This window comes from Bradyrhizobium frederickii, from assembly GCF_004570865.1.
Lineage (GTDB): Bacteria > Pseudomonadota > Alphaproteobacteria > Rhizobiales > Xanthobacteraceae > Bradyrhizobium > Bradyrhizobium frederickii.
Genome location: NZ_SPQS01000024.1, coordinates 37658 through 61394, shown reverse-complemented (window position 1 = coordinate 61394; position 23737 = coordinate 37658). Strand labels below are relative to the sequence as shown.

Sequence of the window (23737 nt, the reverse complement as noted above, 5' to 3'; positions counted from 1 at the left end):
TACCATATACCACAGGAACTGCAACCCGGATTCTCTGACATCGATCTGGACTGCCGAACCGGAGCCCGCCCGGACACGGGCCCCGGAAATGAAACCGCCGAAGACCGGGTTTTCGGTCTTCGGCGGGAAGTGTTTTGCGCCTTAGCGGCCGAGAAGATCGGGGGCGATCTTCTTGCAGGCATCGACCAGGCCCTGGACGGCACCGACCGACTTGTCGAAGGCCTCGCGGTCCTTGCCGGCAAGCTCGATCTCGACGACGCGCTCGACGCCCTTGGCGCCGATCACGACGGGCACGCCGACATACATGTCCTTCACGCTGTATTCGCCGTTCAGGTAGGCGGCGCAGGGCAAAACGCGCTTCTTGTCACGCAGATAGCTCTCGGCCATCGCGATGGCCGAGGCAGCCGGCGCGTAGAAGGCCGAGCCGGTCTTGAGCAGATTGACGATCTCGGCGCCGCCGTTGCGGGTGCGGTCGACGATCTCGTCGAGCCGCGCCTGCGAGGTCCAGCCCATCTTGACGAGGTCGGGCAGCGGAATGCCGGCGACGGTGGAATACTTCACCAGCGGCACCATGGTGTCGCCATGGCCGCCGAGCACGAAGGCGGTGACGTCCTCGACCGAGACGTTGAACTCGTCGGCCAGGAAGTAGCGGAAGCGGGCCGAATCCAGCACGCCGGCCATGCCGACGACCTTCTTGTGCGGCAGGCCCGAAGCCTTCTGCAGCGCCCAGACCATGGCGTCGAGCGGGTTGGTGATGCAGATGACGAAGGCGTCGGGCGCGTATTTCTTGATGCCGGCACCGACCTGCTCCATGACCTTGAGGTTGATGGAGAGCAGGTCGTCGCGGCTCATGCCGGGCTTGCGCGGCACGCCGGCGGTGACGATGCAGACCTTGGCATTGTCGAGCGCCTCGTAGGAATTGGCGCCGGTGTAATGCGCATCAAAACCGTCGACCGGCGAGGACTGCGCGATGTCGAGCGCCTTGCCCTGCGGCACGCCCTCGGCGATGTCGAACATCACGACGTCGCCCAGTTCTTTCAGGCCGATGAGGTGAGCCAGCGTTCCGCCGATCTGACCGGAGCCAATCAAAGCAATCTTGTCGCGCGCCATGTGAGCCTGTCCTTTAGACACGTAAGGAGGGGAAACTGAGACGGGTGGTTATCCCTTTCGCCTCCCCCGTTCAAGTCGCCCAATGCCCAATTGTCGGGCTTGCCGCGATAGCCGCCAGCCACATCCTCGTCATTCCGGGGCGTGCGAAGCACGAACCCGGAATCCATCGGGCGACAGAGCGCGCCGATGGATGGATTCCGGGCTCGCCGCTTCGCGACGCCCCGGAATGACAGCGCTGGCACAAATAGGACTTAAGTCTCCACCAGGCCCTTTAAGTCTCCACCAGGCCCTTGGTGGAGCCGCTGGCGGTGGAATCCTTGCGGCCGTGAGCCAGCGCCAGATAGGATTCCGAGCTCATCTCGATCAGGCGCGAGGCGGTCCGCTTGAACTCCATGGCCTCAACGCCCTCATGGGCGAGATACAGCGAAATCGGGTTGGCGTCGGCCGAGGCCATCAGCTTCACCGCATTGTCATAGAGCGTGTCGATCAGCGTGATGAAGCGCTTGGCGGCGTTGCGCTGGGAGAAGTCCATCACTGGAATATGGTCGACCAGGATGGTGTGATAGTCGTGCGCCAGCCTGAGGTAATCCGATGCGCCGAGCGGCTTCTCGCAGAGGTCGGCGAACGAAAACCGCGCCACGCCGTGAGCAGAGCACGGCACGTGCAGGATGCGGCCCTTGATCGAGATGTCGCGCGACCGGCATTTGGCGCCGCCGGACATCCGCAACCAGGCGCGGTCGAGCGCCGCGTCCGCATCGCCATCCGCCGGCGTCAGCCACATCGGCACGCCCTGCAGCTTCTCCAGCCGGAAGTCGGTGCGCGCATCGAGCCGCGCGACGTCCATGTGGTCGGTGATCTGCTTGATGAAGGGCAGGAACAGCGAGCGGTTCAGGCCGCCTTTGTAGAGATCGTCAGGCGCCACGTTGGAGGTCGCGACCACGACGGTGCCGAGCTCGAACAATTTGGCGAACAGGCGTCCCAGGATCATCGCGTCCGCGATGTCGGTGACGTGGAATTCGTCGAAGCAGAGCAGCCAGCTCTCCTCGAAGATCGCATTCGCCGTCAGCGCGATGACGTCGCCGTCGGCGATCTCGCCGCGCGCGATGCTCTGGCGATAGTCGTAAATGCGCTCATGCACGTCGGCCATGAATTCGTGGAAATGCGCGCGCCGCTTGTGCTCCACCGTGGCGTGCTGGAAGAACAGATCCATCAGCATGGTCTTGCCGCGGCCGACCTCGCCATGGACGTAGAGCCCGCGCGGCGCCTCGTCCTTGTCGCTGCTGAACAGCCGGCTGAGCAGGCCCTGCTTGCGCTGCGGCTTGTAGGTCGAAAGCCGCATGTCGAGCGCCGCATAGGCCCCGGCGACCTCGGCCTGCGCGGCATCGGGCTCGATCGCACCTGAGGCGATCTGGGCCTGATAGGCGTCACTGAAGGGGGAACTGGGGGTCGAGAGCATGGCCCTTTACCGCCAGAGACCGGCGGAAATTGCAACCCGTGAATTGGTGGACGGGGTATGCGGTTTCCTCTCCCTCGCCCCGTTCTTACGGGGAGAGGGCTGGGGTGAGGGGCCTCTCTCCGCGCTTGAGATCGCAGTGAGACCTGTACCCCCTCACCCGGATCGCAAAAGCGATCCGACCTCTCCCCGCAAGCGGGGAGAGGTGAAGAAAGAAATCACGCACACAGCTCGTAGGCGTCCTCCACGACATACGGGCCGCCGCCGGTCGAGGCGCGCGAGGAGAACAGCACAAAGCGCTCGGCCATGAACGCCTTGCTCGGGAAATAGCCGCGCAGCGAGAGATAGTCGGCGACGTCGCGGTCGGTGGCATCGTGCAGCCGGGCCAGCGTCACATGCGGGATGTATTTGCGGCCTTCGGGATTGAGGCCGATCCGCTGCATCATGCGTTCGAGCTCGGCCTGCAATTCCATCAGCGGCTTGCTCGGTGCGATGGTCGCAACGACGGCGCGCGGCTTGCGGCCGCCGAAACTGGTGAGGCCCTGCACCTTGACCTCGAACGGCTTGCGATCGACGCGAAACAGCATCGAGGCGATCTCGTTGGCGGAGACGCCGTCGATATCGCCGATGAAGCGCAAGGTGACGTGATAATTTTCGGGATCGATCCAGCGGGCGCCGGGAAGGCCTCCTCTCAAGTTGGAAAGCGCCTGGCCGATCTCGGCCGGAATTTCCAGACCCGTGAACAAACGCGGCATCGTTTCGCACTCCCGATGCTTGGGTACGATCCCTGAGCAGGATCATATCCAAATTAGAGCCGGCGACGAATCACCGGTACCTTGATTCCTATCGCAGTTGTGTGACTCTGCGAAGCACGCCGCGCCTCACCCCGGTAAAACCCTGGGAATTACGGCGAGCACTGCCTGCTTTCAACGCCGTTGCTCAGCGATCGTGCCAAGGAATGCCTGCACCGCGGGCATGATGTTGCCGACGATGATGTCGACGCCGGCCGCGGTCGGATGAATGCCGTCGGCCTGGTTGAGCTTGGCGTCGGCCGCAACACCCTCGAGAAAGAAAGGGTAGAGCGGCACGTCGAATTTTTTCGCCAGATCCGGATAAATCGAATTGAATCGCGCGGCATAATCGGCGCCGTAATTCGGCGGCGCCAGCATGCCGCACAGCATCACCGCGATCTTGCGCGCCTTGAGCCGCTGGACGATGTCGGTGAGCGCGGCGCGCGCCAGATCGGGATCGAGGCCGCGCAAGGCGTCGTTGGCGCCGAGCTCGACGATGACCCCGTCGGTTCCCTCGGGGACCGACCAGTCGAGCCGGTCGCGGCCGCCCGAGGTGGTGTCGCCGGACACCCCGGCATTGGTCATGTCGACATCTATGCCTTTGTCTTGCAAGGATTTTTTCAGCTTGGCCGGGAACGCGTCCTGAGCCGGCAGGCCGAGACCGGCGCTCAGGGAATCGCCGAGAACGACGAGCTTGATCGGTCTTGTCGCGTCCGCCCAAGCCGGGTTCGCCATTGTCATGAAGGCGAGCATCAACACGGCTATGTGCATGAACAATCCGTAACGCCTCTCGACCGCGCTAGCGGAGTTGCCATATGACCGGACCATGGACACTCGCATCGATACCTCTTCGCTCGCCGTCGCTTCGGCGGACACCATCGCCATCTCCAACGTCAATCTCTCATTGGGCACAGGCGCGGCACGCGTTCACATCCTCAAGGATATCAGCTTGCGAGTCGGCCGGAGCGAGACGGTCGGCCTGATCGGCCCGTCAGGCTCGGGCAAATCCACGCTGCTGATGGTGATGGCGGGGCTGGAGCGTCCTGATAGCGGAGAGGTGGTGGTCTCAGGCACGCCTTTCAATGCCCTCGACGAGGACGCGCTGGCGCGCTTCCGCGGCCGCCAGGTCGGCATCGTCTTCCAGTCCTTTCACTTGATCCCGACCATGACGGCGCTGGAGAACGTCGCGGTGCCGCTCGAGCTTGCCGGCAATCCCGATGCCGCGAGGCGCGCGGCAGAGGAGCTGCAATCCGTCGGGCTCGGCGACCGCCTGCATCATTATCCGACGCAGCTCTCCGGCGGCGAGCAGCAGCGCGTCGCGCTGGCCCGCGCACTGGCGCCCGATCCCGCCATCCTCGTCGCCGACGAGCCGACCGGAAATCTCGACGAGGCCACCGGACAACAGATCGTCGATCTCCTGTTCAGCAAGCACGCCGAGCGCGGCATGACCTTGGTGCTGGTGACGCACGATTCCTCGCTGGCGCATCGCTGCGATCGCGTGATCCGCCTGCGTTCGGGCCACATCGACACGCAGTCTGCGCCGGCATGAGCGCGGCGGCCGAACCCTTCGCCAAGCCGGGCGGCGTCGCGCTGTCGCTGCGCTACGCGCTGCGCGAATTGCGCGGCGGCCTGCGCGGCTTCTACGTCTTCATCGCCTGTATCGCGCTCGGCGTCATGGCGATCGCCGGCGTCGGCTCGGTGTCGGCGAGCCTCTCCGACGGCCTTGCCCGCGAGGGCCGGACGCTGCTCGGCGGCGACGTCTCCTTCGTGCTGTTCCAGCGCGAAGCGAAACCCGAGGAGGTCGCCTTCCTGCGCTCGCGCGGCACGGTGTCGACCGCCACCACCTTGCGCGGCATGGCGCGCGCGGCCGACGGCCAGCTCGCACTGGTCGAGATGAAGGCGGTCGACGACACCTATCCGATGCTGGGCCAGCTGACGCTGGCGCCACAATTGCCCATGTCCGACCTGCTCGCGGAGCGCGACGGCGCGTTCGGCGCGGCCGCCGACCCGACGCTGCTGGCGCGGCTGTCGCTGAAGACCGGCGACCGTGTCACGATCGGCTCGGCGACCTTCCAGATCCGCTCGACGGTCGAAGCCGAGCCCGACAAGCTCGCCGGCGGCATCGGTTTCGGCCCGCGCTTCCTGATCAGCGAATCGGGCCTGCGCGCCACCGGCCTGATCCAGCCCGGCAGCCTGGTGCGCTGGGTCTACCGGGTGAAGCTGCCTGACACCGCCAACAACGAGCGCGCCACCGAAGCCTTCATCGCGGATGCGCGCAGCGCCGCGCCGCAGGCCGGCTGGGAGATCCGCAGCCGCTCCAACGCTTCGCCGCAGCTCGAACGCAACATCAACCGCTTCACCCAGTTCCTGACGCTGGTCGGGCTCGCGGCGCTGCTGGTCGGCGGTGTCGGCGTCGCCAATGCCGTGAAGAGCCATATCGACCGCCGGCTCGAGGTGATCGCGACCCTCAAGGCCGTCGGCGCCACCGGTCGCGACGTGTTCGGCATCTACCTGGCGCAGGTTCTCGTGCTCGCGGGCGTGGGCTCGGCGATCGGCCTTGCGCTCGGCGCCGCCATGCCGTTCGCCATCGTTGGCCTGTTCGGCAAGCTGCTGCCGCTGCCGGTGGTGCCGGCCGTGCATGCCGACGAGCTCGCGCTGTCGTTCGTCTACGGCCTCCTGACCGCGCTGGCCTTCGGCCTGTGGCCGCTCGGACGCGTCCACGACGTGCCGGTGGCGGCGCTGTTCCGCGACACCATCAGCTCGGAATGGCACCGGCCGCGCGCAGGCTACGTCGTGTTCATGGGCGTGGTGATCGCGCTGCTGATCACCGTGGTGATCGGGCTCTCCTTCGACAAGCGCATCGCCGCGGTATTCGTGGCCTCCTCGGTCGTCGTGTTCGCCCTGCTGCGCGGCATCGCCGCCCTGCTGATGGCGATCGCGCGGCGGCTGCCGCGGACGCGGCTGCCGATGCTGCGGCTCGCGATCGCCAACATCCACCGGCCGGGCGCGCTGACGCCCTCGGTCGTGCTGTCGCTGGGGCTCGGGCTCGCCGTGCTCGTCACCATCACCCAGATCGACGGCAATCTGCGGCGGCAGTTCCTCGCGGCCCTCCCCGATCAGGCGCCGTCGTTCTTCTTCATCGACATTCCGAGCGCGCAGGCCGCACCGTTCGACGATTATCTCCGCAAGATCGCGCCCGGCGCGAAGGTCGAGGACGTGCCGATGCTGCGCGGACGCATCGTCGCCGCGCGCGGGCTGCGCGCCGAGGAGCTCAAGCCGTCCACCGATTCCGAATGGGTGCTGCAGAGCGACCGCGGCCTGACCTATACCGCCGAGCTGCCCAAAGGCTCCAAGGTCGTCGAGGGCGAATGGTGGAGCGCCGATTATTCCGGCCCGACGCTGGTCTCGATGGAGAAGAAGATCGCCGACGGACTGGGCCTCAAGCTCGGCGACGAGATCGTGGTCAACGTGCTCGGCCGCGACATCCCGGCCAAAATCGGCAATCTGCGCACCATCGACTGGCAGGGACTCGGCATCAACTTCGTTCTGGTGTTCTCGCCGAACGCCTTCAAGGGCGCGCCCCACACCCATATCGCGACACTGACGGAACCGGGCGGGAATGCGGCAGCCGACGGCAAGATCATCAAGCAGGTCGCCGACGCCTATCCGATGGTGACGAGCGTGCGGGTGCGCGAGGTGATGGAGACGGTCGGCTCGGTGGTGACCAATCTGGCGCTGGCGATTCGCGGCGCCAGCGCGGTGACCCTGATCTCGGCGATCCTGGTGCTGGGCGGGGCGCTCGCCGCCGGTCATCGCCACCGGGTCTACGATGCCGTGATCCTTAAGACGCTGGGCGCGACGCGGCTGCGGCTGCTGGGCGCCTATGCGCTCGAATACCTCCTGATCGGGCTCGCCACCGCATTGTTCGGCGTGATCGCCGGCAGCGTCGCGGCCTGGATGATCGTGACGCGGCTGATGACGCTGAGCTTCGTCTGGCAGGCCGGCAGCGCGGCCGGGGTCGTGGCGGCCGCGCTCGTCGTCACCGTCGGGCTGGGGCTCGCGGGCACGCTGCTGGCGTTGAACAAAAAGCCCGCCACGGTGTTGCGGAATTTGTGACAAAATGTAGCGGGGGGCAGCCCGGATGCGGAATCGCACGATTCCCGCGATTAACCACGACTGCTCGTCAGGTTCGCGTCAGGATTGCCGCCAAGGGCGACATTCAGCCGCGCGTGGAAGGTTGCAGCGAATGTGTTAGTTTCCCACATATCGAGTGGGTTCGGAGCCCCGATTGTTAGCCAAAATTTAGTCGGCTGGTGTCGGTATCCGAGATAGAATTTGACGAACCGGCGGCATGGCGACCCTCGTGCCGGACCGGACCAACCAACGGGAATTCGACCATGTCGGACCTAGACCGTAACTACGCTTCTCCTTTCGGCAGGGCCGCCGGGCGTGTTGACGCCGCGACGGTCGATGCCGGCCTGCGCGCCTATATGCTGCGCATCTACAATTACATGAGCATCGGCCTGGCCATCACCGGCCTTGCCGCGCTCGGCGTCTACATGGCCGCCGTGACCGACGTTCCGACGGCGGACGCGGTCCGCGTCGGCAAGCTGTTCCTGACGCCGTTCGGATACGCCATGTTCGTCAGCCCCCTGAAGTGGCTGTTCATGCTCGCGCCGCTCGCCATGGTGTTCGTGATCTCGGCGGGCATCAACCGTCTCGCCCCCTCGACCGCCCAGGTCCTGTTCTGGGTGTTCTCGGCGCTGATGGGCATCTCGCTGTCGTCGATCTTCCTGGTGTTCACGCACACCTCGATCGTGCGGGTGTTCTTCATCACCGCGGCCACCTTCGGTGCGCTGAGCCTCTACGGCTACACCACCAAGCGTGACCTGACCGGGATGGGCTCGTTCCTGTTCATGGGCCTGATCGGCATCATCATCGCCAGCCTGGTGAACCTGTTCCTGGCCAGCTCGATGCTGCAGTTCATCGTGTCGGTGGTCGGCGTGCTGGTGTTCTCGGGCCTCACCGCCTGGGATACCCAGCGGCTGAAGAACGACTACATCTACGGCTATGCCTCGGCCGGCGGTGACATCGCAGAGCGTGCGGCCATCACCGGCGCGCTGTCGCTGTACCTGAACTTCATCAACCTGTTCACGCTGCTCCTGCAGCTGCTCGGCCAGCGCGAGTAGGCGACGGACCAGAGCGAACGACACCAACCCCGGCCGAAAGGCCGGGGTTTTTGTTTGCGTGAGTCATGAACTCCTCGTCATGCCCAGGCTCGTCCCGCCTGCGCGGCCGAAGCCGCTTCGGCGAGGCGAAGGCCCGGGCATCCACGACCTCGGCAGTCGAAGGCGCGGAAGAACGTGGATGGCCGGGACAAGCCCGGCCATGACGTATGCGGGAACAGCGTTGCTCATCGCTGCGTCCCTGCTATCTTCACGCCATGTCCGCACCCGAAATCAGGCCCACCACCGAGGCCGAACTTCCCGCCATCACCGCCATCTACCAGCAGGCCGTCCGCGAGGGCACGGCGACGTTCGAGCTGGAGCCGCCCGACCTCGCCGAGATGACGCGCCGCTACCGCACGCTGATCGACGGCGGCTATCCCTATTTCGTCGCCATCCTCGAGGGACGCGTGGCCGGCTACGCCTATGCCGGCGCCTATCGGCCGCGGCCGGCCTATCGCTTCACGGTCGAGAACTCGATCTATCTCGATCCTTCTTTCCACCGCCGCGGTATCGGCTCGTTGCTGCTGGAGCGGCTGGTTGCCGAATGCGAGGCGCGCGGCTTCCGCCAGATGATCGCGGTGATCGGCGATTCCGCCAATGCCGGCTCGATCGGCGTGCACACCAAGGGCGGCTTCAAGATGATCGGCACGCATCCCAATGTCGGGCTGAAATTCGGCCGCTGGCTGGATACGGTGATGATGCAGCGCGACCTCGGCGAGGGCGCGACAACGGTGCCGGGGAAGTAGGTCGTAGGAAGTAGGTCTCGTAGGGTGGGCAAAGCGACTTGTCCGCCGTAGCTCGAAGAGCGAAGGCGGAAGCGTGCCCACGACTTGCGGCGATCGTAAAAAGGACGTGGGCACGGCGCTATGCGCCTTTGCCCACCCTACGGCACTGCTCGTGCCGTTACACCACCGCCAGCTTCCGATCGATCACCAGCAGCACGCGCTCCAGCTCGTGGCCGCGGCGCAGGATCAGGCCCGTTGCCGAGATCACGCTGTACATGCCCTGCTTGCGCGCCAGGCGCGGGTCCTTCTCGATGCGATAGATCGGCACCTCTGAGGCGCGGCGATAGACCGAGAAAACGGCGCGGTCCTTCAGGAAGTCGATGGCGTAGTCGCGCCATTCGCCGTCGGCGACCATGCGCCCATAGAGATTGAGAATACGGTGCAGCTCGAGCCGGTTGAACGTCACCCTGCTCTGTTGCGCATTCGCGGCGGGGCGCGCCGCCGCGCGCTGCTCGCTCGGATCGGCATCCTCCGACATCAGACTCATGGAGAGCCTCCTCATCGCACGACTTTACCCCAGGTCCCGCGAACCGTCCCCGGAACCGGATCATGACAAGGACATGATTGCGCCAACCGTTCCTCGCCGCAAGGGCCCTTGATGGAACTCGGTGCCTGCTTTCAACCGGTCGAATCGGGTGCGATTTCCCGCACACGCAAAGGTGGAACTCTGTCGCGGCAAACCGTCACGGGATCGTTAGCAGGAATCATAGTATCGCCGCTTTTCCGCCTAGCGACTGCCGCCCTGCACTGCGAGAAGATGGGCGTGCGTTGACCCGGTCCTTTCGGTTCCGGATTCCTCAGCCCCCAGCCCCCCGGGGTCGAACAGGATCGGGTCTGTACGCACGACAAGGAGGGCCAACGCAAGTTGGTCCTTTTTTGTTTGTGGCCGGGAGGTTTCCGGTGTCTCAGTCATTCCGGGGCGCACGAAGTGCGAGCCCGGAATCCATTTCTCGTCTCAGCAAGTGGATCGATGGATTCCGGGCTCGCGCCAAGTGGCGCGCCCCGGAATGACGAGAGGCTGATTGTCTTGAGACCTCTGCGTCTTCAATGCAGCGAGGTGTACGCCGCGCCGAGCATCGGGCCCGGTCGTTCGCGGCTGCCGTCCTGGACGTAGACCACCGCGCCGTCGACGCCATCGCGCGTGAGGTTCTCGATCGGCACCGTCCAGCTTTCCGGACGCCCGGTCCAGTCACCGACCTTGAGCAGGTTGCGCACCACGTTGTGATAGGTGACCTGCTGCCCGCGATTCTCGCCGCGGGTGATCGCGATCGGCACCGACTTGGCGATCGAGCAGATCCAGACCTCGCCATGCGAGACGGCCGGCTCGTTGCTCGCGGCGACCGACACGTTGATCTGCTTGCCCGCGAGCGACATCGTCACCGGCACGCTCATCACGCCCGTACCCTTGTCGGTCTTGCCGATCGCATTCTCGATGCCGGCACGATCGCTGCCGACGACATGGGTGGAGCCGTTGACCACGACCTGCGGGGTGTAAACCTCGCGGTCGCCGCGCATCTTCGAATAGGCGCGCTGCCGCGCAGAGAAACGCGAATCCGCCAGCGTGTCCTTCCAGCCGAGATAGTCCCAATAATCGATCGGCATGCTCAGCGCGATGATCGACGGATCTTTCGACAGATCGCCGATGATCTGGTCGGCGGGCGGGCAGGACGAGCAGCCCTGCGAGGTAAACAATTCGACAACGGCGCGGGGCTCGGCTTCGGCAGGACGGATGACGGCGGCGATCGCACAGATGCCGAGAGCGCCCGACCAGAGAGCACCGGACCAACGTGAAACCAGATGAGAAGCCGTCATTGTTGTCATGTCGAACGCCGCACACCATTGCTCGTGGGAAGGGAGATCTTATCGCCGGATGGTCACCGTAGTCTTACGGGGCGCAGCACACCCGACCGTCCGGGCGAACCGTCCAAAGGGAGGTTTTCCGCCGGGCGGGCCCATCTAGAGCATGCCGCAAACGCGCGAAGGCGGCCTTGTGATAGGCCGCCTTCGTTCAGTCTTCTACTCACTTCGCAGTGAGCCATCGTTCACAAATCCGCGCTTACGCCGCGAGCTTGCGCAGCACGTAGTGCAGGATACCGCCGTTGCGGTAGTAGTCGAGCTCGTCCAGCGTATCGATGCGGCAGAGCAGCGAAACGCGCTGCAGCGAGCCGTCGCCGGAGACGATCTCCGCGGTCAGCTTCTGGCGCGGCTTGAGGTCGCCGACGAGGCCGCGCAGCGTGACCTTCTCGTCGCCCTTCAGGCCGAGCGAGGACCAGGAGGTGCCGTCCTCGAAGGTCAGCGGCAGCACGCCCATGCCGACCAGGTTGGAGCGATGGATGCGCTCGAAGCTCTGGCAGATCACGGCGCGCACGCCGAGCAGACGCGTGCCCTTGGCCGCCCAGTCGCGCGAGGAGCCGTTGCCGTATTCGGCACCGGCGAACACAACCAGCGGCACCTTCTCTTCCTGATACTTCATCGCGGCGTCGTAGATCGACATCTGCTCGCCGTCGGGCCAGTGCTTGGTGAGGCCGCCTTCCGGAATGTTGCCGTCGGCGCCCTTCAGCATGAAGTTCTTGATGCGGATGTTGGCGAAGGTGCCGCGCATCATCACTTCGTGGTTGCCGCGGCGCGTGCCGTACTGGTTGAAGTCGGCGGGACGCACCTGGTGCTCGCTGAGATACTTGCCCGCGGGCGAGGTGAGCTTGATCGAACCGGCCGGCGAGATGTGGTCGGTGGTGATCTTGTCGCCGAACATGGCGAGGATGCGCGCCTCGACGATATCGGTGACCGGCTCCGGCTCCTTCTTCATGCCGTCGAAATAGGGCGGGTTCTGCACGTAGGTCGAAGACATGTTCCAGCGATAGGTCTCGCTCTCGACCGTCTTAATCTTGCGCCAGTTGGTGTCGCCCTTGAACACGTCGGCATATTTCTTCTTGAAGATCGACGCGGTCACGAACTTCTTCATGAAGGCGTTGATCTCCTTCGTCGTCGGCCAGATGTCCTTCAGATACACCGGCTTGCCGTCCTTGCCCTCGCCGAGCGGCTCGCTGGCGAGGTTCTTGGTGACGCTGCCGGCGAGCGCGTAGGCAACGACCAGCGGCGGCGAGGCCAGATAGTTGGCCTGCACGTCCGGCGAGACGCGGCCTTCGAAGTTGCGATTGCCGGAGAGCACGGCGGCCGCGACAACGCCGTTGTCGTTGATCGACTTCGAGATCTCCTCAGGGAGCGGGCCGGAATTGCCGATGCAGGTGGTGCAGCCGAAGCCGACCAGGTTGAAGCCGACCTTGTCGAGATGGGGCTGCAGGCCGGAATTGGCGAGATATTCCGCCACCACCTGGCTGCCCGGAGCGAGCGAGGTCTTCACCCACGGCTTGGCCTTGAGGCCCTTCGCCGCGGCGTTGCGCGCCAAGAGGCCGGCGCCGATCAAGACGCTCGGATTCGAGGTGTTGGTGCAGGAGGTGATCGCGGCGATCACGACGTCGCCATGGCCGATATCGAAGTTCTTGCCTTCGACCGGGAAGCGCTTGGTGGGCTCCTCGGCCTTCTTGTACTCGCTGCCGAGCGCAAGCGAGAAGCCCTCCGCGACGGTCGGCAGCGCGATGCGGCCTTCGGGACGCTTCGGGCCCGCCATCGACGGCACGACGTCGCCGAGGTCGAGGGTCAGCGTTTCCGTGAACACCGGATCGGGCGACTTGGCGGTGCGGAACAGGCCCTGCGCCTTGGCATAGGCCTGCACCAGCGCGACGCGCGCCGAGGCGCGGCCGGAGGTCTTGAGGTAGTCGAGCGCGGCGGCGTCCACCGGGAAGAAGCCGCAGGTCGCGCCGTATTCGGGCGCCATGTTGGCGATGGTCGCCTTGTCGGCGACGGAGAGATGGTCGAGGCCGGGGCCGAAGAACTCGACGAACTTGCCGACCACGCCGAGCTTGCGCAGCATCTGCGTGACCGTGAGCACGAGGTCGGTGGCGGTGACGCCTTCCTTCAGCGCGCCCTTCAGCTTGAAGCCGACGACGTTGGGCAGCAGCATCGACAGCGGCTGGCCGAGCATGCAGGCTTCCGCCTCGATGCCGCCGACGCCCCAGCCGAGCACGGCCAGACCGTTGACCATGGTGGTGTGGGAATCGGTGCCGACGAGCGAATCGGGATAGGCGACCTCGAAGGTGCCGGTCTTCTTGCCGACCGTCATCTTCTCCTTCTTGGTCCAGACCGTCTGGGCCAGATATTCGAGATTGACCTGGTGGCAGATGCCGGTGCCGGGCGGCACGACGGAGAAGTTCGAGAACGCCTTCTGGCCCCACTTCAGGAACTCGTAGCGCTCCTGGTTCTGCTTGTATTCCTCGGTGACGTTCTTGCCGAAGGCCTTGTTGTCACCGAAGAAGTTCACGATCACGGAGTGGTCGATGACGAGGTCGACCGGCACCAAGGGATTGATCTTTTCGGCATCACCGCCGAGCTTCTGCATGGCGTTGCGCATCGCGGCGAGATCGACCACCGCGGGCACGCCGGTGAAGTCCTGCATCAGCACGCGCGCCGGGCGGAACGCGATCTCGTGCTCCAGCGACTTCTTGCGCAGCCATTTGGAGACGGCGACGATGTCCTCTTTCTTGACCGAACGCCCGTCCTCGTTGCGCAGCAGGTTCTCGAGCAGGACCTTCATCGAATAGGGAAGTTTGGAAATCCCCTTCAGACCATTCTTCTCGGCCGTGGGCAGGCTGTAATAGACGTAGGTCTTGGCGCCGACCTTGAGGGTCTTTTTGCATTTGAAGCTGTCGAGCGAGGTCATGTAGGAATCCCAATTGTTAGCTATACCCGGCAGGGTATCTTAACACCGTCAGCGTATCAGGCTGGGCCGCTTGCAGGGGCAGGTTGAGTTGCTGCATCAAGTAGTTCCGGGCTTATAGAAGCTTTCTAACCGCGCCGCCACAGCCACAATCGTGCCGCAGCAATCGCGAGCCAAAAATTCCCATGCGCTACCCCAAGTTTTCCTGAGGCCCGGCTTTGACTGAACTGAAACGAGGCGAGATGCGGCTCTCCGGACACGGAGTCGCCTGCGTGCGGGGCGGCCGCCAGGTGTTTGCCGGGCTCGATTTCGCCGCGGTCTCTGGCGAGGCCGTGGCGGTCGTCGGCCGCAACGGCTCGGGCAAGACCTCGCTGCTGCGGCTGATCGCGGGCCTGCTGGTGCCGGCGGGCGGCCAGATCGCGCTCGCGGGCGGCGATGCCGAGCTGACGCTGCCCGAGCAGTGCCATTATCTCGGCCACCGCGATGCCCTGAAGCCGGCCCTCAGCGTCGCTGAAAATCTGAGCTTTTGGGCTGATTTCCTGGGCGGTGAGCGCGGCGACGCCGCCGCGACCCTCGCCACCGTCGGGCTCGACCATGCCACCCATCTGCCTGCGGGCTTCCTCTCCGCGGGCCAGCGCCGCCGGCTGTCGCTGGCGCGCCTGCTGACCGTCCGCCGCCCGGTCTGGCTGCTGGACGAGCCCACCAATGCGCTGGACGTTGCCGGCCAGGACATGTTCGGCGGCCTGATGCGCGAGCACCTGTCGCGCGGCGGCCTCATCGTCGCAGCGACCCACGCCCCGCTCGGGATCGAATCGCGGGAGCTGCGGATCGGGGGCGTGGCGTGAATTCGACCGACCCTCAGCTTTCCGAGCGGCTGGGCACCGGCCGCTCCGTTCCTTCGCCTCTCCCGCTTGCGGGAGAGGCCGGCGCGGAGCGCCGGGTGAGGGTTCTCTCCTCTGGGGGAGCCTTCGTTGTCGAGACACCCTCTCCCCGGCCCTCCCCCGCAAGCGGGGGAGGGAGCGCACCGCCCCTGGGGCGCGCCGGAGCCACCCCATGACCGCCCTGTCCGCCCTCATTCGCCGGGACATCCGGATCGCGCTCCGCGTCGGCGGCGGGGCACTGATCGGGGTGCTGTTCTTCCTGACCGTGGTGGTGCTGATGCCGTTCGCGGTCGGGCCGGATCTGGCGCTGCTGTCGCGGCTGGGGCCGGCGATCCTCTGGCTCGGCGCGCTGCTGGCGAGCCTGCTGACCCTGGACCGGCTGTTCATGGCCGACCACGAGGACGGCTCGCTCGACCTGATCACGATGAGCCGGACGCCGCTGGAACTCGCCTGTGCCGCCAAGGCGCTGGCGCATTGGCTGGCGGCGGGCCTGCCGCTGATTGTCGCAACCCCCGTGCTCGGCCTCCTGCTCAACCTCGACATGGTCGCGACCGGGGCGGTGGCGCTGACGCTGCTGGCGGGCACCCCGGCGCTGACGTTCACCGGCATGATCGGCGCGGCGCTGGCGGTGACGCTGCACCGCGGCGGCCTGCTGATGGCGGTGCTGGTGCTGCCGCTGTCGATCCCGGTGCTGATTTTCGGCGTGGCGGCCTCGCAGGCCGTGATCGTCGGTCCGATGACGTTCGGCGCGCCGTTCTCGATCCTGTGCGCGCTGTCGCTGGTCAGCCTCGTGATCGGCCCCTTCGCAGCCGCAGCGAGCCTGCGGCACGGGCTCGATTGAGATGCGCTCGACCGGCCTTGACCCCGATCAACTTTCGCCCCTCGCTTTCGTGCTGATTGCCTGAGCGGCCACCGATGATTATCAGGGTACCATGACACTGATCGACCTCGCCAACCCCACGCGGTTCCTCGCGCTGACAGCGCGGGTCCTGCCGTGGCTCGCGGCCGCGACCGTCGTCCTGCTCGCGATCGGTCTCTATCAGGCCGCGCTCGCGCCCGACGACTACCAGCAGGGCGCGACGGTGAAGATCATGTTCATCCACGTGCCCAATGCCTGGCTGTCGATGTTCGTCTGGGGCGTGATGAGCATCGCTTCGCTGGGCACGCTGGTATGGCGGCATCCGCTCGCCGACGTCGCCGCCAAGGCGGCCGCGCCGATCGGCGCCGCCTTCACCTTCCTGGCGCTGCTCACCGGCTCGCTGTGGGGCCGGCCGATGTGGGGCACCTATTGGGAATGGGATGCGCGGCTAACCTCGGTGCTGATCCTGTTCCTGATGTATCTCGGCCTGATGGCGCTGTGGCGCGCGGTCGACGATCCCTCGCGCGCGGCACGCGCGGCCGCGGTGCTGACCCTGGTCGGCGCGCTGAATTTGCCGATCATCAAATTCTCCGTCGACTGGTGGAACACGCTGCACCAGCCGGCCTCGGTGATGCGCATGGGCGGATCGGCCCTCGACAAATCGTTCCTGATTCCGCTCCTGGTGATGGCGATCGCCTTCACGCTGCTGTTCGTCACGCTGCATCTGGCGGCGATGCGCAACGAGATTCTGCGCCGCCGGGTCCGCTCCCTGCAGATGATGCAGGCGAGCCGCGTCGCGTTTTCGAGCGAGATGGGCACCGGCTCGCGCGGACAAAACGCGTCGAACGAAGTTGGAGCCGCATGATCATGTCGCTTGGTCCCTATGCATCCTTCATCGTGACGTCCTATGCGGCGGCGGCCCTCGTGGTCGCGATCCTGATCGGCTGGATCGCGCTCGACTATCGCAACCAGACGCAGCGGCTGCGCGAGCTGGAGGAGCGCGGCATCACGCGCCGGTCCGGCCGTAGCGCGACGGAGCTGCGATGAGCGATCAACCCGCCGCCGCAGCGCCGCAGCGCCGCACCTTCCTGATGGTGCTGCCGCTGATCGCCTTCATCGCACTTGCGCTGTTGTTCTGGTTCCGGCTCGGCAGCGGCGATCCCTCGCGGATTCCCTCGGCGCTGATCGGCCGTCCCGCGCCGCAGACCGCGCTGCCGCCGCTGGAGGGATTGCAGGACAACGGCGCCCAGGTGCCCGGCCTCGATCCCGCCGCGTTCAAGGGCAAGGTCAGTCTTGTCAATGTCTGGGCGTCCTGGTGCGTGCCGTGCCACGACGAGGCGCCGCTGCTGACCGAGCTGGCAAAAGACAAGCGCTTCCAGCTGGTCGGCATCAATTACAAGGACGCATCCGACAATGCGCGGCGCTTCCTGGGGCGCTACGGCAACCCGTTCAGCCGCGTCGGCGTCGACGCCAACGGCCGCGCTTCGATCGAATGGGGCGTCTATGGCGTGCCGGAAACATTCGTCGTCGGCCGCGAGGGCACGATTCTCTACAAGCTGGTCGGCCCGATCACGCCGGACAATCTGCAGAAGGTGTTGCTGCCGCAGATGGAGAAGGCGTTGAAGGCGGCGGGGAGCTGATCGCCGCGCTCGTGCGACATACCCGACTGTCATCGCCCGACTTGATCGGGCGATCCAGCATTCCAGAGACGTCAGACGTATACGGAGAAGCCGCGGCGTACTGGATTCCCCGCTTTCGCGGGGAATGACAGCGGTATGTGGGTCGACGTTTCGCTCTACCCCTTGCTCACATCCCCCGCCTCGGCCTCGCTCCTCTCCAGCGACACCGGCGCGAGGTGGTAGCGCTTGGTCAGCGGCATCTGGGCGATGGCGAAGATCATGGTCAGCGGGGTGACGCCGAACACCTTGAAGTTCACCCAGAAGTCCGTGCTTTGCGTGCGCCAGATGATCTCGTTCAGCGCCGCCATGCCGGCGAAGAACAGCGCCCAGCGCAGCGTGAGGATGCGCCAGCCCTGCGGCGTCAGGTTGAACACCTGGTCGAACATCACGGCGATGAAGGAACGGCCGAACAACAGGCCGCCGCCGAGGATCGCGGCGAACAGGCCGTAGATGATGGTCGGCTTGAGCTTGATGAAGGTCTCGTCGTGCAGCACCAGGGTCAGCGTGCCGAACACCAGCACGATCACGCCCGTCACGATCGCCATGACCGGGATGTGACGCGTCACCACGTAGGACGCGATCATTGCCGCCACGATCGCGACCATGAAGGCGCCGGTGGCGGCGAACAGGTTGAACTTCGCGTTGACGAAGAAGAACACGAGCAGCGGACCGAGCTCGGTCGCGAGCTTGAACAGCGGATGCGGCTGGGTCTTGTCCATTACCTGACCTTCTTTGCTGTCATCCCCCGCGAAAGGCGGGGGATCCAGTATTCCAGAGCCAGCGCGGCCGAACCGAGAAGCTCCGGCGTACTGGATGCCCCGCCTTCGCGGGGCATGACGAGGAAACCTACGATTCGATTCCGGCGATGGCGCGGGCGAAGTCGCGCGCGGTGAACGGCGCGAGATCGTCGACGCCTTCGCCGACGCCGATGAAATGCACCGGCAGCTTGAACTTCTCGGCCAGCGCCACCAGAATGCCGCCGCGCGCGGTGCCGTCGAGCTTGGTCATCACGAGGCCGGTGACCCCGGCGGTGCGATGGAAGGCCTCGACCTGCGACAGCGCGTTCTGGCCGACGGTGGCGTCCAGCACCAGCAGCACCGCATGCGGCGCGGTCGCATCCACCTTGCGGATCACGCGCACGACCTTTTCGAGCTCGTTCATCAGCTCGGCCTTGTTTTGCAGACGGCCGGCGGTGTCGATCAGCAGCACGTCGACGTTCTGCTCCTTGGCCGCGGTGAGCGCATTGAAGGCAAGGCTTGCGGAGTCCGAGCCTTGCGCGCCCGCGATGACGGGCGTCTTGGTCCGCTCGCCCCACACCTTGAGCTGCTCGATCGCTGCTGCGCGAAAGGTGTCGCCGGCGGCCAGCATCACCTTGCGGCCTTCGGATGCGAATTTTTGCGAGAGCTTGCCGATCGTGGTGGTCTTGCCGGAGCCGTTGACGCCGACCACGAGGATGACGAACGGCTTTTTGGCCGCATCGATCTCGAGCGGCTTCGCCACCGGCGCCAGCACCTTCTCGACCTCGGTGGCGACGACGTCCTTGACCTCGTCGGCCGAGATCGCCTTGTCGTAGCGGCCGGTGCCGACCGCGTCCGCGATCCGGACCGCGACGGAGGTGCCGAGATCGGCGCGCAGCAGCACGTCCTCGATGTCGTCGAGCATGGCGCGGTCGAGCTTGCGCTTGGTGACGAGGTCGGCGACCGCGGTCCCGAGCGAGGACGAGGTGCGCTTCAGCCCGTTGGACAGGCGGCGCCACCAGCTCAGCTTGGGGGGATCTGACGTGGTATCGTTCATGGCGGGGGTGTGTTAGCCGTTCCGGCCCATAAACGAAAGTCTTGACCGAAAGTCTTGCAATTGCTCGATGTTCCCCAATTGACGGCCGACGAGATCCTGGCCCGCGTGCTCCATCGCGACGGCCTGATGCTGGTCATCGACAAGCCGGCCGGCCTGCCGGTGCATCGCGGCCCCAAGGGCGGTCCCAATCTGGAGGATTCCTTCGACGCGCTGCGCTTCGGCCTGCCGCGGCCGCCGGTGCTGGCCCACCGGCTGGACAAGGACACCTCCGGCTGCCTCGTGCTCGGCCGCCATCGCAAGGCGACCGCCTCGCTCGGCCTATTGTTCAAGCACGGCAAGATCGGCAAGACCTACTGGACCGTGGTTGAGGGCGGCCCCACTGAAGACGAAGGCACCATCGACTTAGCCCTGGGACGGCTCAACGCCGAGCGCGGCTGGTGGCAGAAGCCCGACCCCGAAGGCCAGAAGGCCGTCACGAATTGGAAGGTGATGGGCCGCGGCGACGGCTTCACCTGGCTTGCCATGGAACCGGTGACGGGACGGACCCATCAATTGCGGGTGCATTCGTCAGCCACCGGCTGGCCGATCTTCGGCGATAACATTTACGGCAACGGCCCGCGCTTCGGCGAGCCGAAGCTGCACCTGCATTCCCGCGAGATCGTGGTGCCGATCTCCCGGAACAAGGAGCCGGTCCGCGTCGTGGCGCCGGCACCGCCGCATATGCATGAGAAGCTGAGGGCTTGCGGGTGGAACGGGGAATAGGTGCCTATCCTCATGGTGAGGAGGCCGCGTAGCGGCCGTCTCGAACCATGAAGGCCTCAATCGTTGCCGCCATCCTTCGAGACGCCCGCTTTCAGCGGGCTCCTCAGGATGAGGAGCGGTGGTCGGAAGGAGCGTCGCGCTCAGCTACCGCCCCATGGTTTACGAAACCTTCAGTCCTCGTCCCTCATGATCGCGTTTGCTTAGAACAAGCTTCCGTCAATTCGCTCAGGACGAGCAACGCGTCATGTCCACGGCCGGGCTATCGATCATCGACGAGGTCGAATCCGCGATTCGCGCCGGCTCACCGGAAAAAGGCCTGGCAACGGCCCGCCGGGTCACCGATCTGTTCCTCACCTCCGCCGGCAGTTTCGACGACGAACAGATCGCGCTGTTCGACGACGTGCTCGATCGCCTGATCGGCACCATCGAGCTGCGCGCGCTCGCGGACATGGGCGCCCGCATCGCGCTCGCCGAGATCAGCGCGCAGCTGGCGCCGGTCGCGCAGGCGCCGCCCTCCGTGATCCGCCGCCTCGCCAGCAACAACGAGATCCGCATCGCCGGTCCCGTGCTGCAGGAATCCGCCCGCCTCGACGACGGCGAGCTGGTGAAGATCGCATCCAGCAAGGGCGAGCCGCATCTGCTCGCGATCGCCGGCCGCTGGTGGCTGAAGGAGATCGTCACCGACGCGCTGCTGGCGCGCCGCTATCCCAGCGTCAGCCGCAGGCTCGCCGCCAATCCCGGCGCGCGCGTCTCCGGGACCGGATTTGCGCTCATGGTCGGGCAGGCCGAGGCGGATCCGGAGCTTGCCGTCAGCGTCGGCGTCCGCGTCGACCTGCCGTCGGAGCTGCGCCGCCGATTGCTGCGCTCGGCGACCGATGCCGTGCGCGCCCGCCTGTTGTCGTGCGCACCGCCGCATCTGTTCGAGGAGATCCAGAGCGCGATCGCGGCCATCGCCGTCGGCGTCGAGCGCGAGATGTCGGGCGCGCGCGATTTCGAAGGCGCCAAGCGCGCCATTGCGGGCCTCAAGGCCACCGGCCAGCTCAACGAGGCGACGTTGCTCGGCTTCGCCAGGCAGCGCCGTTACGAGGAGACCGCCGCCGCCCTGGCCGCCTTGTCCGGATCGACCGTCGAGGTGATCCGTCCGCTCATGCAGAGCCTGCGCGACGACGGGCTGTTGGTGCCGTGCAAGGCCGCGCAGCTCAGCTGGGAAACCGCCATCGCCGTGCTCGAAAGCCGTTTTGCGACCGGCGCGATGAAGCCCGCGGACCTCGCGCGGGCGCAAGCGCACTACGCGCGCATGACGCCGGAGAATGCAAAGCGCACGCTGCGGTTCTGGCAGGTCAGGGCGTCGTAGGGGCGCGCTATTCGCCAAACGAACGGTGTCATCCCCCGCGAAAGCGGGGGATCCAGTATTCCAGAGACGTCGGTGAGATGCGGAAAAGCCGCGGCGTACTGGCTCGCCCGGTCAAGCCGGGCGACGACACCGACTATGTGGTGAGCCGCTCGCCATCGCTGCCGGTAATCTTGCGCGACACCACGCTTCCAACACACTCGCCCGCAATCGCCACCGGCAAATAGTGCTCCGTGCGGCCCTGGCTCTCGCTCTCGATCAGCACCTCGCGCGTCGCGCCGATCTCCGCCTGCAGCCGCTTGCGCAGCGCCGCTTCGCCCGCCGCGCGCAGCCGCTTCGCACGTTCCTTGATTGCACCGCCCGCCACCTGCGGCATCCTTGCGGCCGGCGTGCCGGGGCGCGGCGAATAGGGGAAGACGTGCAGGAATGTCAGGCCGCATTCCTCGACGAGATCGAGCGAACGCGAAAACATCTCATCCGTCTCGGTCGGGAAGCCTGCGATGATGTCGGCGCCGAACACGACGTCGGGGCGCAGGCGGCGGACCTGGTCGCAGAACGCGATCGCGTCCTGCCGCGAATGCCGCCGCTTCATGCGCTTCAGGATCATGTCGTCGCCGGATTGCAGCGACAGGTGCAGATGCGGCATCAGGCGCGGATTGTCAGCGATGGCATCGAGCAGATCGGAATCTGCCTCGATCGAATCGATCGAGGAAATGCGCAGGCGCTTCAGCTCCGGCACGTGCCGCAGAATCTGCTTGGTCAGCAGGCCGAGCTTCGGCGCGCCCGGCAGGTCGGCGCCGTAGCTGGTGAGGTCGACACCGGTCAGCACGATCTCGGCATGGCCGCGCATGGCCAGCGTCCGCACCTGCTCGACCACCGCGCCCATCGGCACCGAGCGCGAATTGCCGCGGCCATAGGGGATGATGCAGAAGGTGCAGCGATGATCGCAGCCGTTCTGCACCTGCACGAACACGCGCGGCAGGCCGCTCGCATAGCCGTCGACGAGATGCGGCGCCATCTCCCTGATCGCCATGATGTCGCTGACGGCAACCTTCTCGTGGGCGCCGAGGTCTAAAGCGCTGCGCGTCTCCTGCCACGCAGACGGGCGCATCTTGTCGTCATTGCCGAGGACGCGATCGACCTCGGCCATGTCGGCGAACATCGCCGCTTGCGTCTGAGCCGCGCAGCCGGTGACGACGATGCGCGCACTCGGCCGTTCGCGCTTCAACTTGCGGATCGATTGCCGCGCCTGCGCCACCGCCTCGTTGGTGACGGCGCAACTGTTGATGACGATAGTGTCTTCGAGCCCTGCAGCTTCGGCCTCGCGGCGCATCACCTCGGCCTCGAAGGCGTTGAGGCGGCAGCCGAAGGTGACGATGTCGACGGCCATCAGGCGACCGGCGCGAACAGCGCCGGATCGAATCTGCCCTCATATTCGAAGGTCGCGGTGCCCGTCATCAGCACGTGGTCGTCGCGCTCGCGCCATTCGATGCCGAGCTTGCCGCCGGGCAGCGTGATCTCGACATTGCGCTCGGCACGCTTCAGCCGGGCCGCGGCAACCGCCGTGGCGCAGGCCGCCGAGCCGCAGGCCCTGGTCAGGCCGGCACCGCGCTCCCAGGTGCGGATCGTGATGTGCTGGGGATCGACGATATGGGCGAGCGTGATGTTGGCGCGCTCCGGGAAGATCGGATGGTTTTCCAGCAGCGGGCCGAAGCGCTCGAGATCGTAGCCGTCGACGTCGTCGACCCAGAAGATCGCGTGCGGATTGCCCATGCTCACCACGGAGGGCGAATGCAGGATCGGATTGTCGATCGGCCCGATCTGCAATTCGATGTAGCGGGTGTCGCGGAACTCTTCCGCCAGCGGGATATCCTGCCAGCCGAACTTCGGCGCACCCATGTCCACGGTGTAGAGATCGGGCAACGGCCCCTGCCAGGCGTTGAGCAGGCCCGCAGCCGTCTCGAACGTCGCCGCGGTCTGCCCGTTCTTCTCGAAGATGCGCCGCACCACACAGCGCATGCCGTTGCCGCAGGCGCCGGCCTCCGAGCCGTCATTGTTGTAGATGCGGATGAAGGCCTCGGTGCCGTCGAGCCGCGGCTTCTGCAGCACCATGAGCTGGTCGTAGGCCACGCCGCCGTTCGCGGACGCCACCGCGCGGGCGTCGTCCGGCGTCACCCGGCCAGCGGAATCGCGCATGTCGACAACGACGATCTCGTTGCCGATGCCGTTCATCTTGGCAAATGCGTGGTTGGCCAGCGCGCTCATGAAAA

Annotated in this window: 22 protein-coding genes; 11 read left to right on the top strand and 11 right to left on the bottom strand. The window is 65.9% G+C overall.

Features of this window, described 5'->3' with window-relative positions; genetic code table 11:
• Positions 1 to 141 precede the first annotated feature (141 nt).
• From mdh to E4K64_RS31805, 4 genes are all read right to left on the bottom strand, one after another.
• Positions 142 to 1110 (bottom strand): malate dehydrogenase, encoded by a 969-nt coding sequence (mdh, locus tag E4K64_RS31820; protein WP_028133274.1) that lies wholly within the window; start codon positions 1108 to 1110, stop codon positions 142 to 144.
• Between the two features lie 271 nt (positions 1111 to 1381).
• The gene (zapE, locus tag E4K64_RS31815) at positions 1382 to 2566 is read right to left on the bottom strand and encodes a cell division protein ZapE (RefSeq protein ID WP_135166923.1); all 1185 of its coding nucleotides are present in this window, start codon (positions 2564 to 2566) and stop codon (positions 1382 to 1384) included.
• Between the two features lie 215 nt (positions 2567 to 2781).
• Positions 2782 to 3318 (bottom strand): RNA 2',3'-cyclic phosphodiesterase, encoded by a 537-nt coding sequence (gene thpR, locus E4K64_RS31810; protein WP_135166922.1) that lies wholly within the window; start codon positions 3316 to 3318, stop codon positions 2782 to 2784.
• 171 nt (positions 3319 to 3489) lie between these two features.
• On the bottom strand, positions 3490 to 4125 hold the full coding sequence (locus E4K64_RS31805) for an arylesterase (protein WP_167772364.1): 636 nt from the start codon (positions 4123 to 4125) through the stop codon (positions 3490 to 3492).
• 55 nt (positions 4126 to 4180) lie between these two features.
• Here E4K64_RS31805 and E4K64_RS31800 point away from each other — a divergent pair, with 55 nt between their 5' ends.
• The 4 genes from E4K64_RS31800 to E4K64_RS31785 all read left to right on the top strand — a co-directional run bounded on the left by E4K64_RS31800 (position 4181) and on the right by E4K64_RS31785 (position 9328).
• Entirely contained in the window at positions 4181 to 4903 is a 723-nt protein-coding gene (locus tag E4K64_RS31800) for an ABC transporter ATP-binding protein (protein WP_135166920.1), read from the top strand.
• Positions 4900 to 7470: an ABC transporter permease gene (locus tag E4K64_RS31795; RefSeq protein WP_135166919.1), complete on the top strand. Its 2571-nt coding sequence runs from the start codon at positions 4900 to 4902 to the stop codon at positions 7468 to 7470. The genes E4K64_RS31800 and E4K64_RS31795 overlap by 4 nt, the downstream gene beginning before the upstream one ends.
• Before the next feature lie 281 nt (positions 7471 to 7751).
• On the top strand, positions 7752 to 8543 hold the full coding sequence (locus tag E4K64_RS31790) for a Bax inhibitor-1/YccA family protein (RefSeq protein WP_135166918.1): 792 nt from the start codon (positions 7752 to 7754) through the stop codon (positions 8541 to 8543).
• Positions 8544 to 8797: 254 nt separating this feature from the next.
• Complete coding sequence (locus E4K64_RS31785) at positions 8798 to 9328, top strand: GNAT family N-acetyltransferase (protein WP_135166917.1); 531 nt, start codon at positions 8798 to 8800, stop codon at positions 9326 to 9328.
• A 157-nt stretch (positions 9329 to 9485) separates the two neighbouring features.
• Here E4K64_RS31785 and E4K64_RS31780 read toward each other — a convergent pair whose 3' ends face one another.
• From E4K64_RS31780 to acnA, 3 genes are all read right to left on the bottom strand, one after another.
• On the bottom strand, positions 9486 to 9854 hold the full coding sequence (locus E4K64_RS31780) for a DUF2794 domain-containing protein (RefSeq protein ID WP_135166916.1): 369 nt from the start codon (positions 9852 to 9854) through the stop codon (positions 9486 to 9488).
• A gap of 557 nt (positions 9855 to 10411) precedes the next feature.
• A complete protein-coding gene (locus E4K64_RS31770; protein WP_135166914.1) occupies positions 10412 to 11188 on the bottom strand; it encodes a DUF1223 domain-containing protein in 777 nt (258 codons plus the stop codon).
• 235 nt (positions 11189 to 11423) lie between these two features.
• Complete coding sequence (gene acnA / locus E4K64_RS31765; RefSeq protein ID WP_126261306.1) at positions 11424 to 14144, bottom strand: aconitate hydratase AcnA; 2721 nt, start codon at positions 14142 to 14144, stop codon at positions 11424 to 11426.
• 239 nt (positions 14145 to 14383) lie between these two features.
• Here acnA and ccmA point away from each other — a divergent pair, with 239 nt between their 5' ends.
• The 5 genes from ccmA (at position 14384) to E4K64_RS31740 (ending at position 17521) form a co-directional block, all read left to right on the top strand.
• Entirely contained in the window at positions 14384 to 14986 is a 603-nt protein-coding gene (gene ccmA, locus E4K64_RS31760; protein WP_135166975.1) for a heme ABC exporter ATP-binding protein CcmA, read from the top strand.
• 208 nt (positions 14987 to 15194) lie between these two features.
• The gene (ccmB, locus tag E4K64_RS31755) at positions 15195 to 15863 is read left to right on the top strand and encodes a heme exporter protein CcmB (RefSeq protein WP_028150494.1); all 669 of its coding nucleotides are present in this window, start codon (positions 15195 to 15197) and stop codon (positions 15861 to 15863) included.
• Between the two features lie 91 nt (positions 15864 to 15954).
• A complete protein-coding gene (locus E4K64_RS31750; RefSeq protein WP_135166913.1) occupies positions 15955 to 16746 on the top strand; it encodes a heme ABC transporter permease in 792 nt (263 codons plus the stop codon).
• Positions 16743 to 16928, top strand: coding sequence for a heme exporter protein CcmD (gene ccmD, locus E4K64_RS31745; protein WP_126261308.1), 186 nt, complete (start codon positions 16743 to 16745; stop codon positions 16926 to 16928). Before E4K64_RS31750 ends, ccmD begins: the two co-directional genes overlap by 4 nt.
• Positions 16925 to 17521, top strand: a complete 597-nt coding sequence (locus E4K64_RS31740; RefSeq protein ID WP_135166912.1) for a DsbE family thiol:disulfide interchange protein — start codon at positions 16925 to 16927, stop codon at positions 17519 to 17521. Before ccmD ends, E4K64_RS31740 begins: the two co-directional genes overlap by 4 nt.
• A 155-nt stretch (positions 17522 to 17676) precedes the next feature.
• Here E4K64_RS31740 and E4K64_RS31730 read toward each other — a convergent pair whose 3' ends face one another.
• Together E4K64_RS31730 and ftsY are read right to left on the bottom strand one after the other, a co-directional pair.
• Entirely contained in the window at positions 17677 to 18279 is a 603-nt protein-coding gene (locus tag E4K64_RS31730; protein ID WP_135166911.1) for a septation protein A, read from the bottom strand.
• Between the two features lie 127 nt (positions 18280 to 18406).
• A complete protein-coding gene (ftsY, locus tag E4K64_RS31725) occupies positions 18407 to 19354 on the bottom strand; it encodes a signal recognition particle-docking protein FtsY (protein WP_135166910.1) in 948 nt (315 codons plus the stop codon).
• Positions 19355 to 19414: 60 nt separating this feature from the next.
• On the opposite strand from ftsY, the gene E4K64_RS31720 reads away from it, so the two are divergent.
• Positions 19415 to 20116, top strand: a complete 702-nt coding sequence (locus E4K64_RS31720; protein WP_167772363.1) for an RluA family pseudouridine synthase — start codon at positions 19415 to 19417, stop codon at positions 20114 to 20116.
• Between the two features lie 244 nt (positions 20117 to 20360).
• Complete coding sequence (locus tag E4K64_RS31715; RefSeq protein WP_135166909.1) at positions 20361 to 21470, top strand: DUF2336 domain-containing protein; 1110 nt, start codon at positions 20361 to 20363, stop codon at positions 21468 to 21470.
• A 133-nt stretch (positions 21471 to 21603) separates the two neighbouring features.
• On the opposite strand, the gene mtaB is transcribed toward E4K64_RS31715, so the two are convergent.
• Both mtaB and dapF read right to left on the bottom strand, forming a co-directional pair.
• Positions 21604 to 22857, bottom strand: a complete 1254-nt coding sequence (gene mtaB, locus E4K64_RS31710; RefSeq protein WP_135166908.1) for a tRNA (N(6)-L-threonylcarbamoyladenosine(37)-C(2))-methylthiotransferase MtaB — start codon at positions 22855 to 22857, stop codon at positions 21604 to 21606.
• The gene (dapF, locus tag E4K64_RS31705; protein WP_135166907.1) at positions 22857 to 23732 is read right to left on the bottom strand and encodes a diaminopimelate epimerase; all 876 of its coding nucleotides are present in this window, start codon (positions 23730 to 23732) and stop codon (positions 22857 to 22859) included. The genes mtaB and dapF overlap by 1 nt, the downstream gene beginning before the upstream one ends.
• Between the last annotated feature and the right edge of the window lie 5 nt (positions 23733 to 23737).